Genomic DNA, 15,614 nt, shown 5'->3' with positions numbered 1-15,614 from the left:
GGTTAGTCACACCTCGCATAACCTACTGTTGAGTAGGGTTAGCAACTAACAGGGAATCTTTTTTAGCTACAGCTATCCCATAGATTCTCCTTTCTTTTCTAATTGCAAGTAGTAAATCACCAGCAGCTTTTGTATCAAGAGATACTGGTTTCTTTAACACAAGCTCTGTCTTACATAAAGATTGCGATCGTCCAGTGACAGAGGTTTGTGAGAACAGCGAGATTTATATTTTAAGTTTATAAGCACCAAAGAGTAGTAAAACCCCTGCCGAACCCAAAGAAGCAATTCCGGCTACTTTTTTTAGGCAAGTAGAGCAACTCTTTACCTCGGCTCATATCCAAGCAGCAGGGCAGTTTAATCAGCAAGCGATAAAACTACAGGTGCATTCTGGAATGGAACTGGGAAATGAACATCTTTCTACTGCGGCTGCCATCCAAACGTTGCTGGATTAAGAAATGGTTTATGCAGTAGAACCAGCAAAAGTGCCTGCGGCAGAGCTATTAATAGCTGTGCTTTGTTATCGACAAGTGAAAAGTAAACAGGAGAAAAATGGTGAATACTCAGCAGAAACGTGCACTTGGAATCCTTTCGGGTCACGAAAATACAGAAGGATCGCTCAAGGCATTGCATAGCTCTGGCTTTCCAATGGACAAAATCTCTGTCGTTGGTCGAGACTTAAACCCAGAAGCTGAAACACCAGGTAATGTTGAGATCAGCAATCAAGTTGGCGATACCAAAGTTGATGCGACCCAAAGCGCTGTTAGCAATACTGCAACGATAAGTGCAACTGGCTTTACGATGTTAGGGCTAACAAGTTTGGCGTTACCTGGTCTTGGCGTTGTGCTTGCTGCGGGAAGCTTTGCAGCAGCATTAGCAGCAACGGTTGCCAGTACTGGGGTTGCAGCAGTAGCCGCAAATAACTTGGTTAAAGCATTATCTCAAATGGGTATTCCTGATGCTCAAGCTAGCTTATATAGCGATCGACTCCATCAAGGAAACTACCTTGTAATGATTGAAGGATCAGAGGAAGAAATTCATCAGGCTGAGTCCATTCTCCGCGATTACAAAGTCGCAGATTGGAACGTTTACTAGATCATTATGTTCACTATCAATTTCTTTCTTGACTAAAGGCTACCCTTTTGCTGATAGGGCTATACCACCACTTGAAAGACGTATTTCTGAATGCAGCGCAGATGTTGAAATGACAGGTGCTAGTAAAGCAAGCTAACTTCTGCAGCTAGCTCGACTGCAATAACTGGGGTTGCTGAAATGTGAGGAGACGATCGCTAAAAGGTTTGAAGCTTTTTTCAAAACTAGCGGGACGAACCCATTACGCAGCAACACCCAGTTTTTTAAAACCCTTACCAATAGAGCTTTTGAGCCTTTACCTCTAAAGAGATATAGTGAAAGCCGTATATATCATTGTATCGTTGAGTACACCTATTTTTTACAATTTCAGCAAAATAGCCTTACTTAGGAATGAGCTAAGTTCTTCTCGCAGGAGGGACTTAAACTGAGCCAAAACTGTTATTTTTTAAGCAGTCAATACTTCAGTGAAAAACAATCTAGCAATTTAGCGCTTCTGCAACATAAACGAAATCTCTGGTTTCAGTTTATTGAGCATGGAACTTAGATTGCGGGATCTACAGGTTAACTTTTAAACCTGGCTCCTGGTTGAAAACTGCATAACTTTTTTGAAAGGTTTAGTTTCTGTGTGAGTCTCATCCGCTCACTAAGTTCGTGATTTATGAGGTAATCAATGTCCACATATCCCGCTTCGGATCAGCGCTTTAAAGAAAAGGACGCATCAGAAAAGCAGTCTTCAGATGTTCCTTTTCAACCCAAACAAAACCTTATTTATCTGAAGTGGTCTGAAAAGACGGATTTAGAATCTTTAGAATCTAATACCAACGTATTTGATCTAGTTTGTTTCTCCCATCTACGATGGGACTTTGTGTATCAACGCCCCCAACATTTACTTAGCCGTTGTGCACAAGCTCGCAGAGTATTTGTTGTGGAGGAGCCGCTCGATAGCCCAGATGATTCTTACTATTTAGACATCAGCAGGCGTGAGTGTGGTGTTTGGGTTGTAGTGCCACACTTGCCTCAAGGTTTGAGTGAAGACCAGGCGATCGCACTGCAACGGCTATTAGTTGATGCCTTGATTGCAGAGGCTCAAATCCAAACCCCAATTCTCTGGTACTACAACCCAATGGCAGTGCCGTTCACTCATCACTTAGATGCTTCAGCCATTGTTTATGACTGCATGGATGAGTTATCTGCCTTTCAAGGAGCGCATCCAGAGTTGCAAACCCGCGAAGCGCATCTCTTTGAGCTAGCTAATTTAGTCTTTACAGGCGGGCTTAGCCTCTACGAAGCTAAACAGCATCAGCATTCCAGCGTTCATGCGTTTCCTAGCAGCATTGATGCAGCCCACTTTGCTCAGGCAAGGGCAATTGGTGAAGAGCCATCAGACCAAGCAGCGATTCCCCATCCCCGTTTAGGGTTTTATGGTGTGGTTGATGAACGGATGGATCTTGCTCTGCTAGAGGGTATTGCTCAAGCACGACCCGATTGGCACTTGGTCATCATTGGTCCCGTTGTCAAAATTGATCCGGCGCTGTTACCCAAACATCCCAATATTCATTATTTAGGCGGCAAATCTTATCAAGAATTACCTAGCTATTTGGCAGGGTGGGATGTAGCGCTGTTGCCCTTTGCCCGTAATGAATCAACCCGTTTTATTAGCCCAACTAAAACACCAGAATATCTTGCAGCCGGTAAACCCGTTGTCTCTACGTCTATCCGGGATGTAGTACGACCTTATGGAGACGAGGAACTGGTTTATATAGCTGATACCGTGCCAGAGTTTGTGACAGCGATCGAAAAAGCGTTAGCTCAAAGCCAAACCAATGATGATTGGTTAAACCGAGTGGATGCTTTCTTATCACAAATCTCTTGGGATTTGACCTGGCAAGCGATGAACGAGTTGATTGAAGCTGCAATCGTCACCTCCAAGCAAGGAAGAAAAAGCAGCGTACGGCAAGAAGAAACGTCTACGGCTACTGAACTTGTTTCATCACGCAAGTAGCCCACTGCGATCACTAACGTTAACCGATCGCCGATTTAAATTATTTACTACAAGGATATAGACCCATGTTCGACTATCTCATCGTCGGTGCAGGCTTTGCTGGCAGCATTTTAGCAGAGCGTCTGGCAAGCCAGAGCGACAAAAAAATCTTGATTGTCGATACTCGCAATCATATTGGTGGCAATGCATACGACCATTACAACGAAGACGGCATTTTGGTGCATAAGTATGGTCCCCATATTTTCCACACCAATTCGCGTGATGTGTTTGAATATCTCTCTCGCTTTACCGAATGGCGACAGTATGAACATCGGGTGCTTGCCAGTGTAGATGGTCAACTGGTGCCAATGCCGATTAATTTGGACACGATTAATAAGCTCTATGGCTTGAATCTGACCGCTTTTGAGCTGACAGAATTTTTTGCCTCTGTTGCTGAACCAAAAGAGCAGATTCGCACCTCTGAAGATGTAGTAGTTAACAAGGTGGGACGCGAACTCTATGAAAAGTTCTTCCGCAACTACACGATCAAACAGTGGGGTATTGATCCATCTGATCTGGATAAGTCGGTGACCGCTCGCGTGCCTACTCGCACCAACCGGGACGATCGCTATTTCACCGATACCTATCAAGCGATGCCGCTACACGGTTATACGCGAATGTTTGAGAAACTGTTAGCGCATCCCAATATTAAAATCATGCTCAACACGGATTACCGTGAGATTCAAGACGTCATTCCTTATAAGGAGATGATTTATACGGGACCTGTGGACGGCTATTTTGATTATCGGTATGGCAAACTACCCTATCGGTCGCTTGAGTTCAAACACGAGACGTTGAACGAACAAGTGCATCAGCCCCAAGCAGTGATCAACTATCCCAATGAACATCTCTATACTCGTGTCACAGAGTTTAAATATTTGACTGGGCAAGAGCATCAAAAGACCAGCCTTGTGTACGAATATCCTAGAGCAGAGGGCGACCCTTACTATCCCGTGCCTCGTCCTGAAAATGCTGAACTGTACAAGCAGTACAAAGCCTTGGCTGATGCCACACCCAACGTTCACTTTGTCGGACGGCTTGCCACTTATAAGTACTACAACATGGATCAAGTAGTGGCTCAGGCACTGTCTCTTTATGCTCAATTGGCTGAACGCCCAAGCTGGCATCCCGAAGAAGAGAGCGTACCTGCTAAGAAAGCGATCGCGCCTGATACTGCTAGCAATCGATCATTCCAGCCCTCTCCAAGCAAGCTACCGCTGACAAACTTTCCTACCTCTAGCTCAGGCAAGTCAGAAAAGTTGAATGGTAATGGCAAGGCGCTTTCACCCACTCAAAATGGTTCAGCCTGACCGCGATTGATCAGTTTTTAACAAGGATATAAGGACGCTATGAGTTCAAAACAAGTGCCGCCACTGGAACTGTGGGGCGGCATTGAATGTACTGTGAATCGCGTTGGTGAGCAGTACTTTGACCAACTCGATCGCAACGGACATAATACTCGGATTGAAGACCTCGATCAATTTTCAGCTCTGGGTATAACAACGATCCGCTATCCCATTTTGTGGGAGCGTATTGCCCCCAATGGGCTAGCGCAGGCAGATTGGAGTTGGGCAGATGAACGCCTGAGTTATCTAGATACGATCGGACTTCGCCCGATCGTCGGTTTAGTGCATCACGGTAGCGGTCCTCGTCACACGAGCTTGATTGATCCTGCTTTCCCAGAAAAGCTCGCTGAATATGCAGGTGCAGTCGCTCAACGTTATCCCTGGGTCAGCCATTACACCCCTGTCAACGAACCTTTGACAACAGCCCGGTTTAGCGGGCTGTATGGTCACTGGTATCCGCATGGTCAAGATGATGCCACGTTCGTGCGTACGCTGCTTAATCAGTGCCGTGCGACAGTGCTATCAATGCAAGCCATTCGGCAAATTAATCCTCAGGCTCAACTGGTGCAGACAGAGGATTTGGGTAAAACCTTTAGTACACCGTTGCTGGCATACCAGGCAGAATTTGAGAACGATCGCCATTGGCTTTCACTCGATTTACTGTGTGGTCATGTCGATCCCTCGCACCCTTTATGGCGTTATCTGCGTCAATCAGGGGCTGAGGAATCCGAGTTGCTGTGGTTTCAAGCCAATCCTTGCCCACCAGACATTGTTGGTATTAATCGCTATGTTTGTGGCGATCGGTTTATTGATGAGCGCATCGATCGCTATCCTGAGCGCACACGCGGCGGCAATGGGAAACACCAGTATGCTGATGTGGAAGCAGTCTGGGTCTGTGCCGATGGCATCTATGACCATGCCACGCTGCTAAAGGAAGCATGGGAACGTTACCAGCGTCCTCTTGCTATCACGGAGGCACATCTAGGCTGTACCCGTGAAGAACAGTTGCGCTGGCTCAAAGAAATTTGGCAGGTCGCTCAAGGCTTGCAAGCTGAGGGTGTAGCGATGCGAGCCGTAACGGTTTGGTCGCTGCTGGGGACGTATGACTGGAATAGTTTGGTGACTCGCGCCGACGATTTTTATGAGCCGGGTGTGTTTGATGTGCGGTCTCCCGTGCCGCGTTCCACTGCTATTGCCACGATGCTGAAATCCCTTGCTCAAGGGCAGGAATACACCCATCCATTGCTTGATCTGCCAGGGTGGTGGCAGCGATCGCAACGGCTCCTCTACCCACCTGTAAGTTATGCCAAGAACCTAGGGGGCTGGGCTGATACTGCTCCGGCAGAGACGCTTGCTACCCCCATGATGCGGCGCACAAAAGGTGCAAAGACCACGATCGCATCCACTCCGCCCCTGGTGATTACGGGTGCAACGGGCACTCTGGGTCAAGCCTTTGCTCGCATCTGCGAGATCCGTGGGATTCCCTACTACCTCCTGTCGCGTCAGGAGATGGATATCACGAAGCCAGCTACCGTTACCAGTGTCTTGGATGAGTTGCAGCCCTGGGCAGTTGTCAATGCCTCTGGCTATGTACGAGTGGATGATGCCGAGCGAGAACCTTATCTTTGCCGCCGCATCAATGCTGACGGAGCGGCTATTCTGGCGGATGCCTGCGCCCAACGCAGTCTTGGCTTAATCAACTTCTCGTCTGATTTAGTCTTTGATGGCGCTCATAAGCAACCGTATTTAGAAAGCGATGGAGTCTCACCGCTGAATGTGTATGGTCATAGCAAAGCAGCAGCAGAGCGGTGGGTGTTGCATCACCATCCCTGTGCGTTAGTCATTCGCACAAGCGCCTTTTTTGGTCCCTGGGATGAACATAATTTTCTAACGATCGCCCTTCGCACCCTAAGGGCAGGCAATGTGTTTATGGCAGCAGAAGATGCGATCGTGTCACCAACGTATGTGCCCGATCTAGTTAATGCCAGCCTCGATTTATTGATTGATGGTGAGTGCGGTCTGTGGCACCTGGCAAATCCTGGGGCAATTGCCTGGTCAGAGTTAGCCCGATGGACGGCACAGCTTGCCGGACTCGATGTCTCCTCAGTTCAATCCTGCTCTACCAAAACCCTTGCTCTTGCTGCACCTCGCCCAGCTTACAGCGTGCTGGGGAGCGAACGCGGCATCTTATTGCCTGATCTCAGTCAGGCGATCGAGCGTTACCTGGAAGAGTGCCACCAACTCTAGCAACGGTGAAACGTTATGCATATCCATCATCTCAATTGCGGCTGTATGTGTCCCCTTGGCGGAGCATTGTGGGATGGTTTTAGCCGTGGTTTAACAGCACAGCTTGTCTGCCACTGCCTGCTTATTGAAACCGAGCAAGGTCTTGTTCTGGTCGATACAGGCTTTGGGCAGCAAGATGTTCAAGCGCCTTATGCACGGCTCAGTCCATTTTTTGTTCACGTCAACAATGTTCAGTTCAATTACAAGAACACCGCGATTGAACAGGTTAAAAGCCTCGGCTTTGCTGCCAGCGATGTTCGCCATATTGTGTTAACGCATCTTGATTTTGACCATGCAGGTGGTCTAGAAGATTTCCCCAATGCAACAGTGCATGTGATGCAGGCTGAACGTGATGCTGCCCGCGAGCGACACGGGTTTATCAACCGTCGGCGCTATCGTCCCAAGCTATGGGATGAAGTCAAACAGTGGCGTTACTATGCTGCCGGAGGCGAACCCTGGTTTGGCTTTGAGGCAGTCCGCGACCTAGATGGGTTACCGCCAGAAATTCTCCTGATTCCCCTAACTGGTCACACCCGTGGTCATGCAGGCGTAGCGATCAACACTCCCGATGGATGGCTGCTCAACGCGGGTGATGCCTACTTTTATCGACATGAAATGGATGCGAATAACCGTCACTGCACGCCAGGATTACTTGCCTATCAGCGAGTTATGGAAGTAGACCGTCAAGCACGGCTCCATAATCAAGACCGACTGTATGAACTGGCGTGCGATCGCGCTAGCAATGTACGCCTCTTTTGTAGCCACGATGCGATCGAGTTCAAAACATTTTCTGAACAAGCGGCTCCAGCCTCTCAAGTCCAAGCTTAAAAGCCTTGCAATGTGTGAAAAGCCAGTGATTTATGACTTTTGCTTAGGCTTTTAATTCCTGATTAAACGTCTGGTGAAGTAGGAGCCTTTTTAGGCGATCAGCAGTTGGCAGAAAAGGATTCCGTCCAGCTACGATACCGACCCGATAGTCTTGCTTAATAACCCTGAAACCAACCTTCTAGATTAGGTCCATTTTTAATATCACCTTGGACGGGTGCAGCAAAAGAGCTTTTGAGCGCTCTGTATCACAGCGCGATCGCGTTAATGACAACATCACAAAATTTCCAAAATTTCGTTTAACAAGTTATCCATTGGTAAAAGATTATGACTATCGCAATTGTTGTACATGGTGGAGCAAAAACTGTCTCCCCAGATAAGGAGCAACCCAATAAAGAGGGGTGCTTAGCTGCTGTTCAAGCCGGTTGGCAAATTTTGGAACAGGGAGGCGATGCTAGAGCTGCGGTTGAAGCTGCCATTCGTGTGCTTGAATCTGACCAGACCTTTAATGCAGGATTCGGCTCGACCCTTAACAGTGAAGGGGAAGTTGAAGTTGATGCCGCAATGATGGAGAGCAAAACATTGCGGTGGGGAGCCGTGGCAGCGGTGCAGGGACTGCGTCATCCAATCTCCGCTGCCCGCAAAGTTATGGAAGAGAAACCACGACTACTAGTTGCACGTAGTGGAGAACGCTTTGCCCGTGAACATGGACTGGAGTTGTGCCCTAAAGAAGACCTCGTCAGCCAGGAACAACGACAAGAGTGGGAAGAAGAGGCAGAGGTGATCGATCGTCCCAATACAGTTGGCTGCGTGGCATTGGATGTCAATGGCATTCTGGTTGCTGGCACCTCAACAGGAGGCACAACGGGTCAACCTCAAGGTCGAGTGGGTGATACAGCATTAGTTGGCAGTGGCTTGTATGCCGATCACCGGGGGGCTTGCTCCACCACAGGCGACGGCGAATCGATTATCCCAGTAGTGCTGGCAAAGACAGCGGTTGACTTTTTATCGGGTGACGCTGCCAGTATGGACGGTGTTCTTGCGGTTCATCCTGAACAAGCTGCTGAGAAGGCAATTGAAGTACTAAAGCAGCGAGTTTCTGGAGAGGCGGGCTGTATTTTGCTCGATCAAAATGGGCGCATCGGCTGGGCATACAACTCTCAAGACATGGCAGTTGCTTACATGCATGACGAGTTGCAACAGCCTGCGGTCTTTATCTCTAAGGAGGATGAAGCACCTGTAAATATGTAGGTACGGCTTCAATCCATTTATTTTTGGTGGGGGCACTGCTTTGTCTAAGGAGATTTCCGAGAAGGAATGTACCGCTTGTAGCGGGCAGGTTTTGCCAGAATCTTTGCTAACAGCCGAGCACGTTGGTATCAAACCTACCCCTACGGGTATTTTGTTTGCTAGAAATCTCCTAAGCGTAGCCATGCTAGAGGCTCTCGCCCCTACAGATTAAGAGGTTTAGACCGACTCCCTCTTCATAAGCTACCAAGCAAGATCCTCCTAATTGGCTTCCACTTAATTTCCACTTGATTAAGGGGACTAGAGGGGGATTAACTAGAGGAATTTGTTAGCTAGCATTGTTTGGATTGGTATTACGGGTTATTTAAGGCTCGCTCCTTAACTAGAATTTCTCATGATTCCGCAACGCAACTTTCAATTCTTTCAGGGCAATTCGCTTTCAGATTTATTCGCGCAGGATATTGGCGATCGACGCTGTGCGCTGCTTTTGAATTATCCTGCAACTGCCAGTTGGGCAGCCTACCCCAATACCCAACAATACTTTCTGCAAGATGGCAGCGGCGAAGCAACAAAAGTGTCTTTTGATAAGATCTGCCAGAAAGAACCTTGGAAAAACCTGGCAGTGTTGGGTAATACGCTGGCAGGAGTGGTCATTACTCAGCCACCAAACCTGTTGCTACAATACTGGCGCGAACACTTTGGTCACGATACCCATTTAGAAAGAATGCATTGTGCTACCTATCTGGATGACCTGAACAAGAGCGATCGCGTTGAGCAAGTTGTTACTCTTTTTCCCTTCGATCACTTACTGCCCGAAAAGCATGCAGTACATCCAGATGTGCATTACCGCTTGCTAAGTAAAGCAACGCTTGCCGAATTGGGGGTGTCTTGTCCTAACTACAAAACGTATCAACTGGATCAGGTTAAACTCGATCAGATTCAGCTTCCCCAACAGTTTCCTTACTTAATCAAAACATCGCATGGTCTCTCTGGCGAAGGTACCTATATTATTCGCAATCAAAGCGATCTCAACTACTGTCAGGAAGAACTGAATAAATATCTCAAGATCAACCTGCTGAAAACCATAATTGTTTCAGAGTTTGTCAAAGATGAAACCCACAATTACTGTGTCCAGTTTTATGTCAACAAACGAGGAGATATTACTCTCATTGGCGTGACTCAGCAGCTTGTTAGCTCTGCTGGCAGCTATCTAGGTGGGTTAATTGATTACACGGACGATTTAAGCCCGTTCTCGGAAATGATTGCAGCGGTTGGTCAATACGCGCATCAACAAGGCTATTTCGGTGTCATTGGTTTTGATGTGCTGGAAGATAAAAACGGGCAATTTTACGCGATCGACGCCAATTTTCGTATTAATGGTTCAACACCTCTTTGCCTACAGCGCCACCAACTATTGAGCCAAAATAAGGCGATCGCAAAATACTCCAGCGATTACCGCATGAATGGCACCCTTGATTCTATTCTTGCTGCCCTCAAAACACACCTGGAGCGCAAAGACTTGTTGATCCTCTCGGCGTTAGAAAAAGTGAAATACGGCAAAATCTATACCGAAATCTACGGCATTGTTGCTGGAGAAACGCTGCAAGAAATGCAGCAGATTGAACAGACCTTGCACACCAAAGGTTTGCAGCTAACAAATTAAATCAGCTTGTCTTAGGATTAAATAAGTTCGGTCTTTGGTAGGGGCGGGTTTTGCTGTCAAATTATTGCAGGATGCAGTTTGGTCTGCTAAAACCGCCCGTACAGTTTGCGGCTTGATTAAATCCACGATCCTTAGGAAATTTCTAGCAAACAAAATACCCGTAGGGGTAGGTTTGATGCCAGCGTGATCAGCGATTAGCAAAGATTCTGACAAAACCCGCCCCCTACAAGCGGTACATTCTTTCTCAGCAATCTCCTTAAGGCCTACTAAATTTTTCTAGAAGTTGAAGCACATGGACTAGAAAGAAGTCTGTGGTCGTCTAACGGGTTCCCAAAGTGTTCACACCCCTGCACCCATGCGCTCAACGAATGCACCTTAGAGTACCCTGCCCCTTACCAACCACCAGGGATGCCACCGCCCCCTTGTTGAGCAAGGTACTGTTGATAACCGCTATTGTAGCCATTGGCATAAGCTCGTTGTTCTGCCGCCGTTACCAGACCCCGAAGGTTAATGCCTCTGTTAGCATCCTGGGAAGCGTTTAACCGAGCATCCGCATAACCGTCGTTATAGCCGTCTTGTCGTAGTTGAGCCAGCAAACCTGGAGAAACTGTTGGCGATGGGGAGGGGGAAGGAGATGGCTGTCGTTGATAGCCAGAGTTGTAGGCAGTGGTGTAAATCTGTCTCTCAGTGGGATTGGTTAACCCTAGAGCAGTAATCCCACTACCAGGATTGGCAGCAAAACCAGACTCAGCATCGTTTCTGCCATCTTGATAGCCCTGTCGCTGTAATTCGGCTCTTCGCTGAGGTAAAACAGTGCTGGTAGGGGAAGGGGAAACAGTGGTAGTGGGTGAGGGTGACGATTGCTGTCCTTTGCCATCAGCATAGCCACGGTTATAAGCGTCTGTATAAATTTTCTGTTCAGTGGGATCGGTAAGGTTCTGATTTGCAACACCGACGTTGGGGCTAGCTGGAAAACCGCCTGCTCCATCTTCGTAACCATCGTTGTAGCCCTGAGTCGCAATCTGGTTTTGGCGATCGGAGTTGTAACGCTGCACCGGGGGCGATGACCGAGCCGAGGGTGACGTGTTTAGAGGTGCAACTTGTTGTTTAGAGGTTTGGGTTGACGGGGCTGAGCGTGAGGGCAAGAGTGTGCCGCAACCAGTAACCAGAAGCAGTGCCAGCGTCAAGATGGATGCTTTCATCCCCGATCGCCCCTGCAAGAGAAAAAACAAGCGATGTAGCAACGTTTCTCCATGGAAAGAAGGGTCTAGATTATCCTTCGATCGCAGGTTACGGTCTTCAAGCAAGGGATGACGACCCATGAGCAGCACATTACAATAAATTCCTAATGCTTTAATATGCCATCAAGCCAGCCCCTTTTGAACGTGGCCAGGGGAACTCTACAAAAATCTGGCAGACGGCATAGACTAAGACGTTAGCCGATGCGTGCCATGAGCACGACGGACGATCGCGCCTCAACAGCATATTTTTTCCGCCGGACTTGTGGAGCGGTTGTTGGTTCTGTAATGTCTTTGGGTGACGGCAGCGCTGTGTCAATAATTCTGTACCACCGTTCGCCTTTACCTAATGGCGGCAACTCAAACGTAAGCGTGTCCCAATAGGCATTCAGCATGACATGAAAGTGCTCCGCCGCTTCTGGGTGGCGCAAGGTGAAGGCAAGACAGTGGGAATGTTCGCTCCAGTTCGGTTGACCAAGTTCAGTGCTATGCCAGACAACGTGCGGTTTTTGGCTAGCGTAGGAAACCTCTAAAAGCCGCTCGTGCCGAAAACTTTCGAGCGATTGCGTGAAACGAATCAGCGTTTGCACAAAGCGCAATAGCCCTGCTTCTCGTTTAACGCTGCTCCAGTCAAACCAGCTCAGTTCATTATCCTGGCAGTAAGCATTGTTGTTACCCTGCTGTGATCGCCGTACCTCGTCACCCATCCAGAGCATCGGCGTACCCTGCGAAAAGAAGAGAATGGTAAGGCAGTTTTTGATTTGCTTCAGGCGCAGTGCGTCGATCGCTGGATCATCTGTTGGACCTTCAACACCACAGTTCCAGCTATGGTTATCATTCGAGCCATCACGACTATCTTCCTTATTGGCAGCGTTGTGCTTTTCGTTGTACGACACCAGGTCATTCAGCGTAAAGCCATCATGACAGGTAACAAAGTTAATGCTGCGGCTCGGTTCGCGATCGGGATGGGGATAGATATCGGGGCTGCCTAGCAGTCGGTCTGCCAACGTAGAGACCATATTGCTGTCACCTTTAATAAAGCGCCGCACATCATCGCGAAAGGGTCCATTCCATTCGGCAAAGCGATCGCCAATAAACGACCCCACTTGATATAGTCCTGCGGCATCCCACGCTTCGGCAATAATTTTGGTGCCTGCCAGAATGGGATGCGATTCGATTGTCCACAGAATCGGCGGATCTTCGAGGGGCTGACCCGATCGACTGCGCGACAGCACGGATGCCAGATCAAAGCGAAAGCCATCAATGTGCATTTCTGCTACCCAGTACAGAAGGCTTTCCAAAATCATCCGTCCAACGATATCGTGGTTTGCCTTCAGCGTGTTGCCGCAACCGCTGTAGTTGCTGTAGTATTCCTGGTCTGGTTCCAGAATGTAGTACGCCGAGTTTTCCAAGCCTTTGAAGGAGAGCGTAGGTCCATCCTCATTGCCTTCTGCGGTGTGGTTAAACACTACGTCAAGAATGACCTCAATCCCTTCTCGGTGCAGTGCTTTCACCATGTCACGAAACTCGTCTACGGGTCCCATTGGGTCACGTCGAGAGCTATACCCCGTGTGTGGGGCAAAGAAGGCGATCGTGCTGTAGCCCCAATAGTTCGTCAATCCGGGCTGCACATCTTGTTCGTCAAACTGATGCACAGGCAGCAATTCCACTGCCGTTACCCCTAGTTGCTTCAGATAGGGAATTTTCTCAATCAGCCCAGCATACGTGCCGCGCTTTTCTGGTGCCACGCCTGAGTTAGGGTTGCGCGTAAACCCGCCCACGTGCATTTCGTAAATCACACTGTCTTCGTGAGGAATACTCAGTGGCGCGTCGCCTTCCCAATCGTAGGCACTGGGATCAACCACTACGCCTCGTAATGCCTGGGCGCAGTTGTCGCCAGGATGCATTGCGGCTTCGCGGCTGTAATGCTCCCAACCAACGACGGCTTTAGCGTAGGGGTCTAACAAGACTTTGTTGAAATCAAACCGATGTCCCAGTTCTGGAGCAAACGGACCGTCGGCACGGTAGGCGTAAATTTGCCCAGCACCAATCCCTGAAACAAAAACGTGCCAATAGTAAAAGGTTTTATTTTGCTTGCGATCGAGTTTAATCACGCGGGCAGGCAGGGGATCGTCAGCACGATCAAACAACAGCAATTCCAACGCCTTTGCACTTTTAGAAAAAATCGAAAAATTCACGCCATTTGGATAGACAGTCGCACCAATGGGAAAACTACGACCGGGCAAAACTTCAGACTGCATAACGTTGAGACGGTAGAAGAGGCTTAAGACGAAACAAACAGTCAGGTGAGCCTTTAGAAACCAGGAGCAGGGGCACACCAAGCACTCTACCCCTCTCCCTTCATGCCTCACCATCCAATTGGGCTAAATGCTAACCACTAACTACGTTGACTAGGCTCTCTGACAGGGAGCGGTTCTGGTTTCACCGCCACTGTTTGCGTTTGTCCATTACGGTTAACGGTGATTTGAAGTGTACCGCCGATCGTGGCTGCTTCTACCTGTTGCTGCACTTGCTGCGCCGTTTGAATGGGCGTGCCGTTGATACTGGCAACAACATCACCGGGGCGTATACCTCCACGCGCTGCGGGAGAATTGGAGGCTACACCAATAATCAACACACCCTGATCCTGATTAATCTTGAAGCCTGCATTGCTCTGATTAATCTCGTTACGAATTTCAGGGGTCAGCTCTGCCATCTTGACACCCAGGTAAGGATGCTCTGCCTTACCTGTAGTCACAATTTGCTGGGCAACCCGCGAAGCAGTCGCAATGGGAATCGCAAACCCCAACCCAGCCGCTCCCTGGATAATGGCAGAATTAATGCCAATCACTTCGCCTTCGCCATTAATCAGCGGTCCACCTGAGTTACCTGGATTGATAGCGGCATCGGTCTGAATGAAGTCTACTCGCTCTGCTGATACACCCACATCAGCCGCCGATCGCCCCGTCGCGCTAATGATGCCTTGTGTGACAGTGAAACTTAGACCAAGCGGATTGCCAATAGCGATCGCAGCTTGTCCCGGCAGCAAATTATCGGAATTGCCCATTTTAACGGTCGGTAGATTTTGGGCATCAATTTTGATCACTGCCACATCAGTAGTCGGATCAGCACCAACCACAGTGCCCTTAAACCGTCGTCCATCCTTAAGCACGACTGTCACACTATCAGCACCCTGTACGACATGGGCGTTAGTCAATACGCGCCCATCAGCCGTTGTGATAAAGCCAGAACCAGTACCTCGCTGCACCCGTTGCGCGGGTGGCACCTGAGCGCCAAAAAACCGCTCAAAGCCAGTATCACCAAACGATTGCCCCACCGTGCGAGTCGAATCAATGCGTACAACAGCCGGTCCAACCCTCTGCACGATTTGCGCCACATAATCCAGGCTTGTTAGCTTGGGCGGTGGCAACGGGGAAACAGCTATGGGGCTTTGCAATGGCGCAGCCGATTCTTGTGGAAGCGATCCGCCAATCTCGCCAATCTCACTACGAAGAACATTACAGCCAGCGCTACTGCCAAGCAGCAACAGCAACAGATAAAAGGATGGCTGTTGAAAGCGATGAAAGTATGGTGGCAGTATTTTCATGAAACCAATCTTATATAGCAACGATCTTACCCTTTAAGGTCGTCTGTGCGCGTGGATCATACTGCATCGCCCATACTGATGTCTCGCGAGATCGCCCTTGAAGCGAACCCACGATGATCGTTGTCATACGCCTCACCGCGATCGTCGTGTAGGGGCATGGAGAGGAATGTATATGTATGGGCGATACTGGATTCGAACCAGTGACCCCTTCCGTGTGAAGGAAGTGCGCTACCACTGTGCTAATCGCCCAAGGATTCTCAATCTATCATAG

General features: G+C 48.7%; 10 protein-coding genes and 1 tRNA gene. 7 read left to right on the top strand and 4 right to left on the bottom strand.

Annotated elements, in window-relative coordinates; translation table 11 throughout:
- Nucleotides 1-549 precede the first annotated feature (549 nt).
- The 7 genes from H6F86_RS09305 to H6F86_RS09275 all read left to right on the top strand — a co-directional run bounded on the left by H6F86_RS09305 (nucleotide 550) and on the right by H6F86_RS09275 (nucleotide 10,498).
- A complete protein-coding gene (locus H6F86_RS09305; protein ID WP_190448318.1) occupies nucleotides 550-1,092 on the top strand; it encodes a hypothetical protein in 543 nt (180 codons plus the stop codon).
- 922 nt (nucleotides 1,093-2,014) lie between these two features.
- Nucleotides 2,015-3,091 (top strand): glycosyltransferase family 1 protein, encoded by a 1,077-nt coding sequence (locus H6F86_RS33110; RefSeq protein ID WP_347240105.1) that lies wholly within the window; start codon nucleotides 2,015-2,017, stop codon nucleotides 3,089-3,091.
- A gap of 65 nt (nucleotides 3,092-3,156) precedes the next feature.
- A complete protein-coding gene (gene glf / locus H6F86_RS09295) occupies nucleotides 3,157-4,440 on the top strand; it encodes a UDP-galactopyranose mutase (protein ID WP_190448316.1) in 1,284 nt (427 codons plus the stop codon).
- 39 nt (nucleotides 4,441-4,479) lie between these two features.
- Nucleotides 4,480-6,723, top strand: a complete 2,244-nt coding sequence (locus H6F86_RS09290) for a family 1 glycosylhydrolase (protein WP_190448315.1) — start codon at nucleotides 4,480-4,482, stop codon at nucleotides 6,721-6,723.
- Nucleotides 6,724-6,738: 15 nt separating this feature from the next.
- Nucleotides 6,739-7,590 (top strand): MBL fold metallo-hydrolase, encoded by an 852-nt coding sequence (locus H6F86_RS09285; protein ID WP_190448314.1) that lies wholly within the window; start codon nucleotides 6,739-6,741, stop codon nucleotides 7,588-7,590.
- Nucleotides 7,591-7,914: 324 nt separating this feature from the next.
- Nucleotides 7,915-8,838 carry an isoaspartyl peptidase/L-asparaginase family protein gene (locus H6F86_RS09280; protein WP_190448313.1) on the top strand — a complete coding sequence of 308 codons (924 nt, stop codon included), beginning with the start codon at nucleotides 7,915-7,917 and terminating at the stop codon, nucleotides 8,836-8,838.
- A 391-nt stretch (nucleotides 8,839-9,229) separates the two neighbouring features.
- Nucleotides 9,230-10,498: an ATP-grasp domain-containing protein gene (locus H6F86_RS09275; protein ID WP_190448312.1), complete on the top strand. Its 1,269-nt coding sequence runs from the start codon at nucleotides 9,230-9,232 to the stop codon at nucleotides 10,496-10,498.
- Nucleotides 10,499-10,890: 392 nt separating this feature from the next.
- Here H6F86_RS09275 and H6F86_RS09270 read toward each other — a convergent pair whose 3' ends face one another.
- From H6F86_RS09270 to H6F86_RS09255, 4 genes are all read right to left on the bottom strand, one after another.
- Complete coding sequence (locus H6F86_RS09270) at nucleotides 10,891-11,820, bottom strand: hypothetical protein (protein ID WP_190448311.1); 930 nt, start codon at nucleotides 11,818-11,820, stop codon at nucleotides 10,891-10,893.
- Nucleotides 11,821-11,933: 113 nt separating this feature from the next.
- Complete coding sequence (gene glgX, locus H6F86_RS09265) at nucleotides 11,934-13,997, bottom strand: glycogen debranching protein GlgX (protein WP_190448310.1); 2,064 nt, start codon at nucleotides 13,995-13,997, stop codon at nucleotides 11,934-11,936.
- Between the two features lie 137 nt (nucleotides 13,998-14,134).
- Nucleotides 14,135-15,343 carry an HhoA/HhoB/HtrA family serine endopeptidase gene (locus H6F86_RS09260; protein WP_190448309.1) on the bottom strand — a complete coding sequence of 403 codons (1,209 nt, stop codon included), beginning with the start codon at nucleotides 15,341-15,343 and terminating at the stop codon, nucleotides 14,135-14,137.
- A 177-nt stretch (nucleotides 15,344-15,520) separates the two neighbouring features.
- Nucleotides 15,521-15,592: transfer RNA gene (locus H6F86_RS09255), tRNA-Val, on the bottom strand.
- Nucleotides 15,593-15,614 lie beyond the last annotated feature (22 nt).

It is taken from the genome of Phormidium sp. FACHB-592, from assembly GCF_014695795.1.
Taxonomy (GTDB): Bacteria; Cyanobacteriota; Cyanobacteriia; order Leptolyngbyales; family Leptolyngbyaceae; genus Stenomitos.
This window is presented reverse-complemented; position numbering and strand designations above follow the sequence as displayed.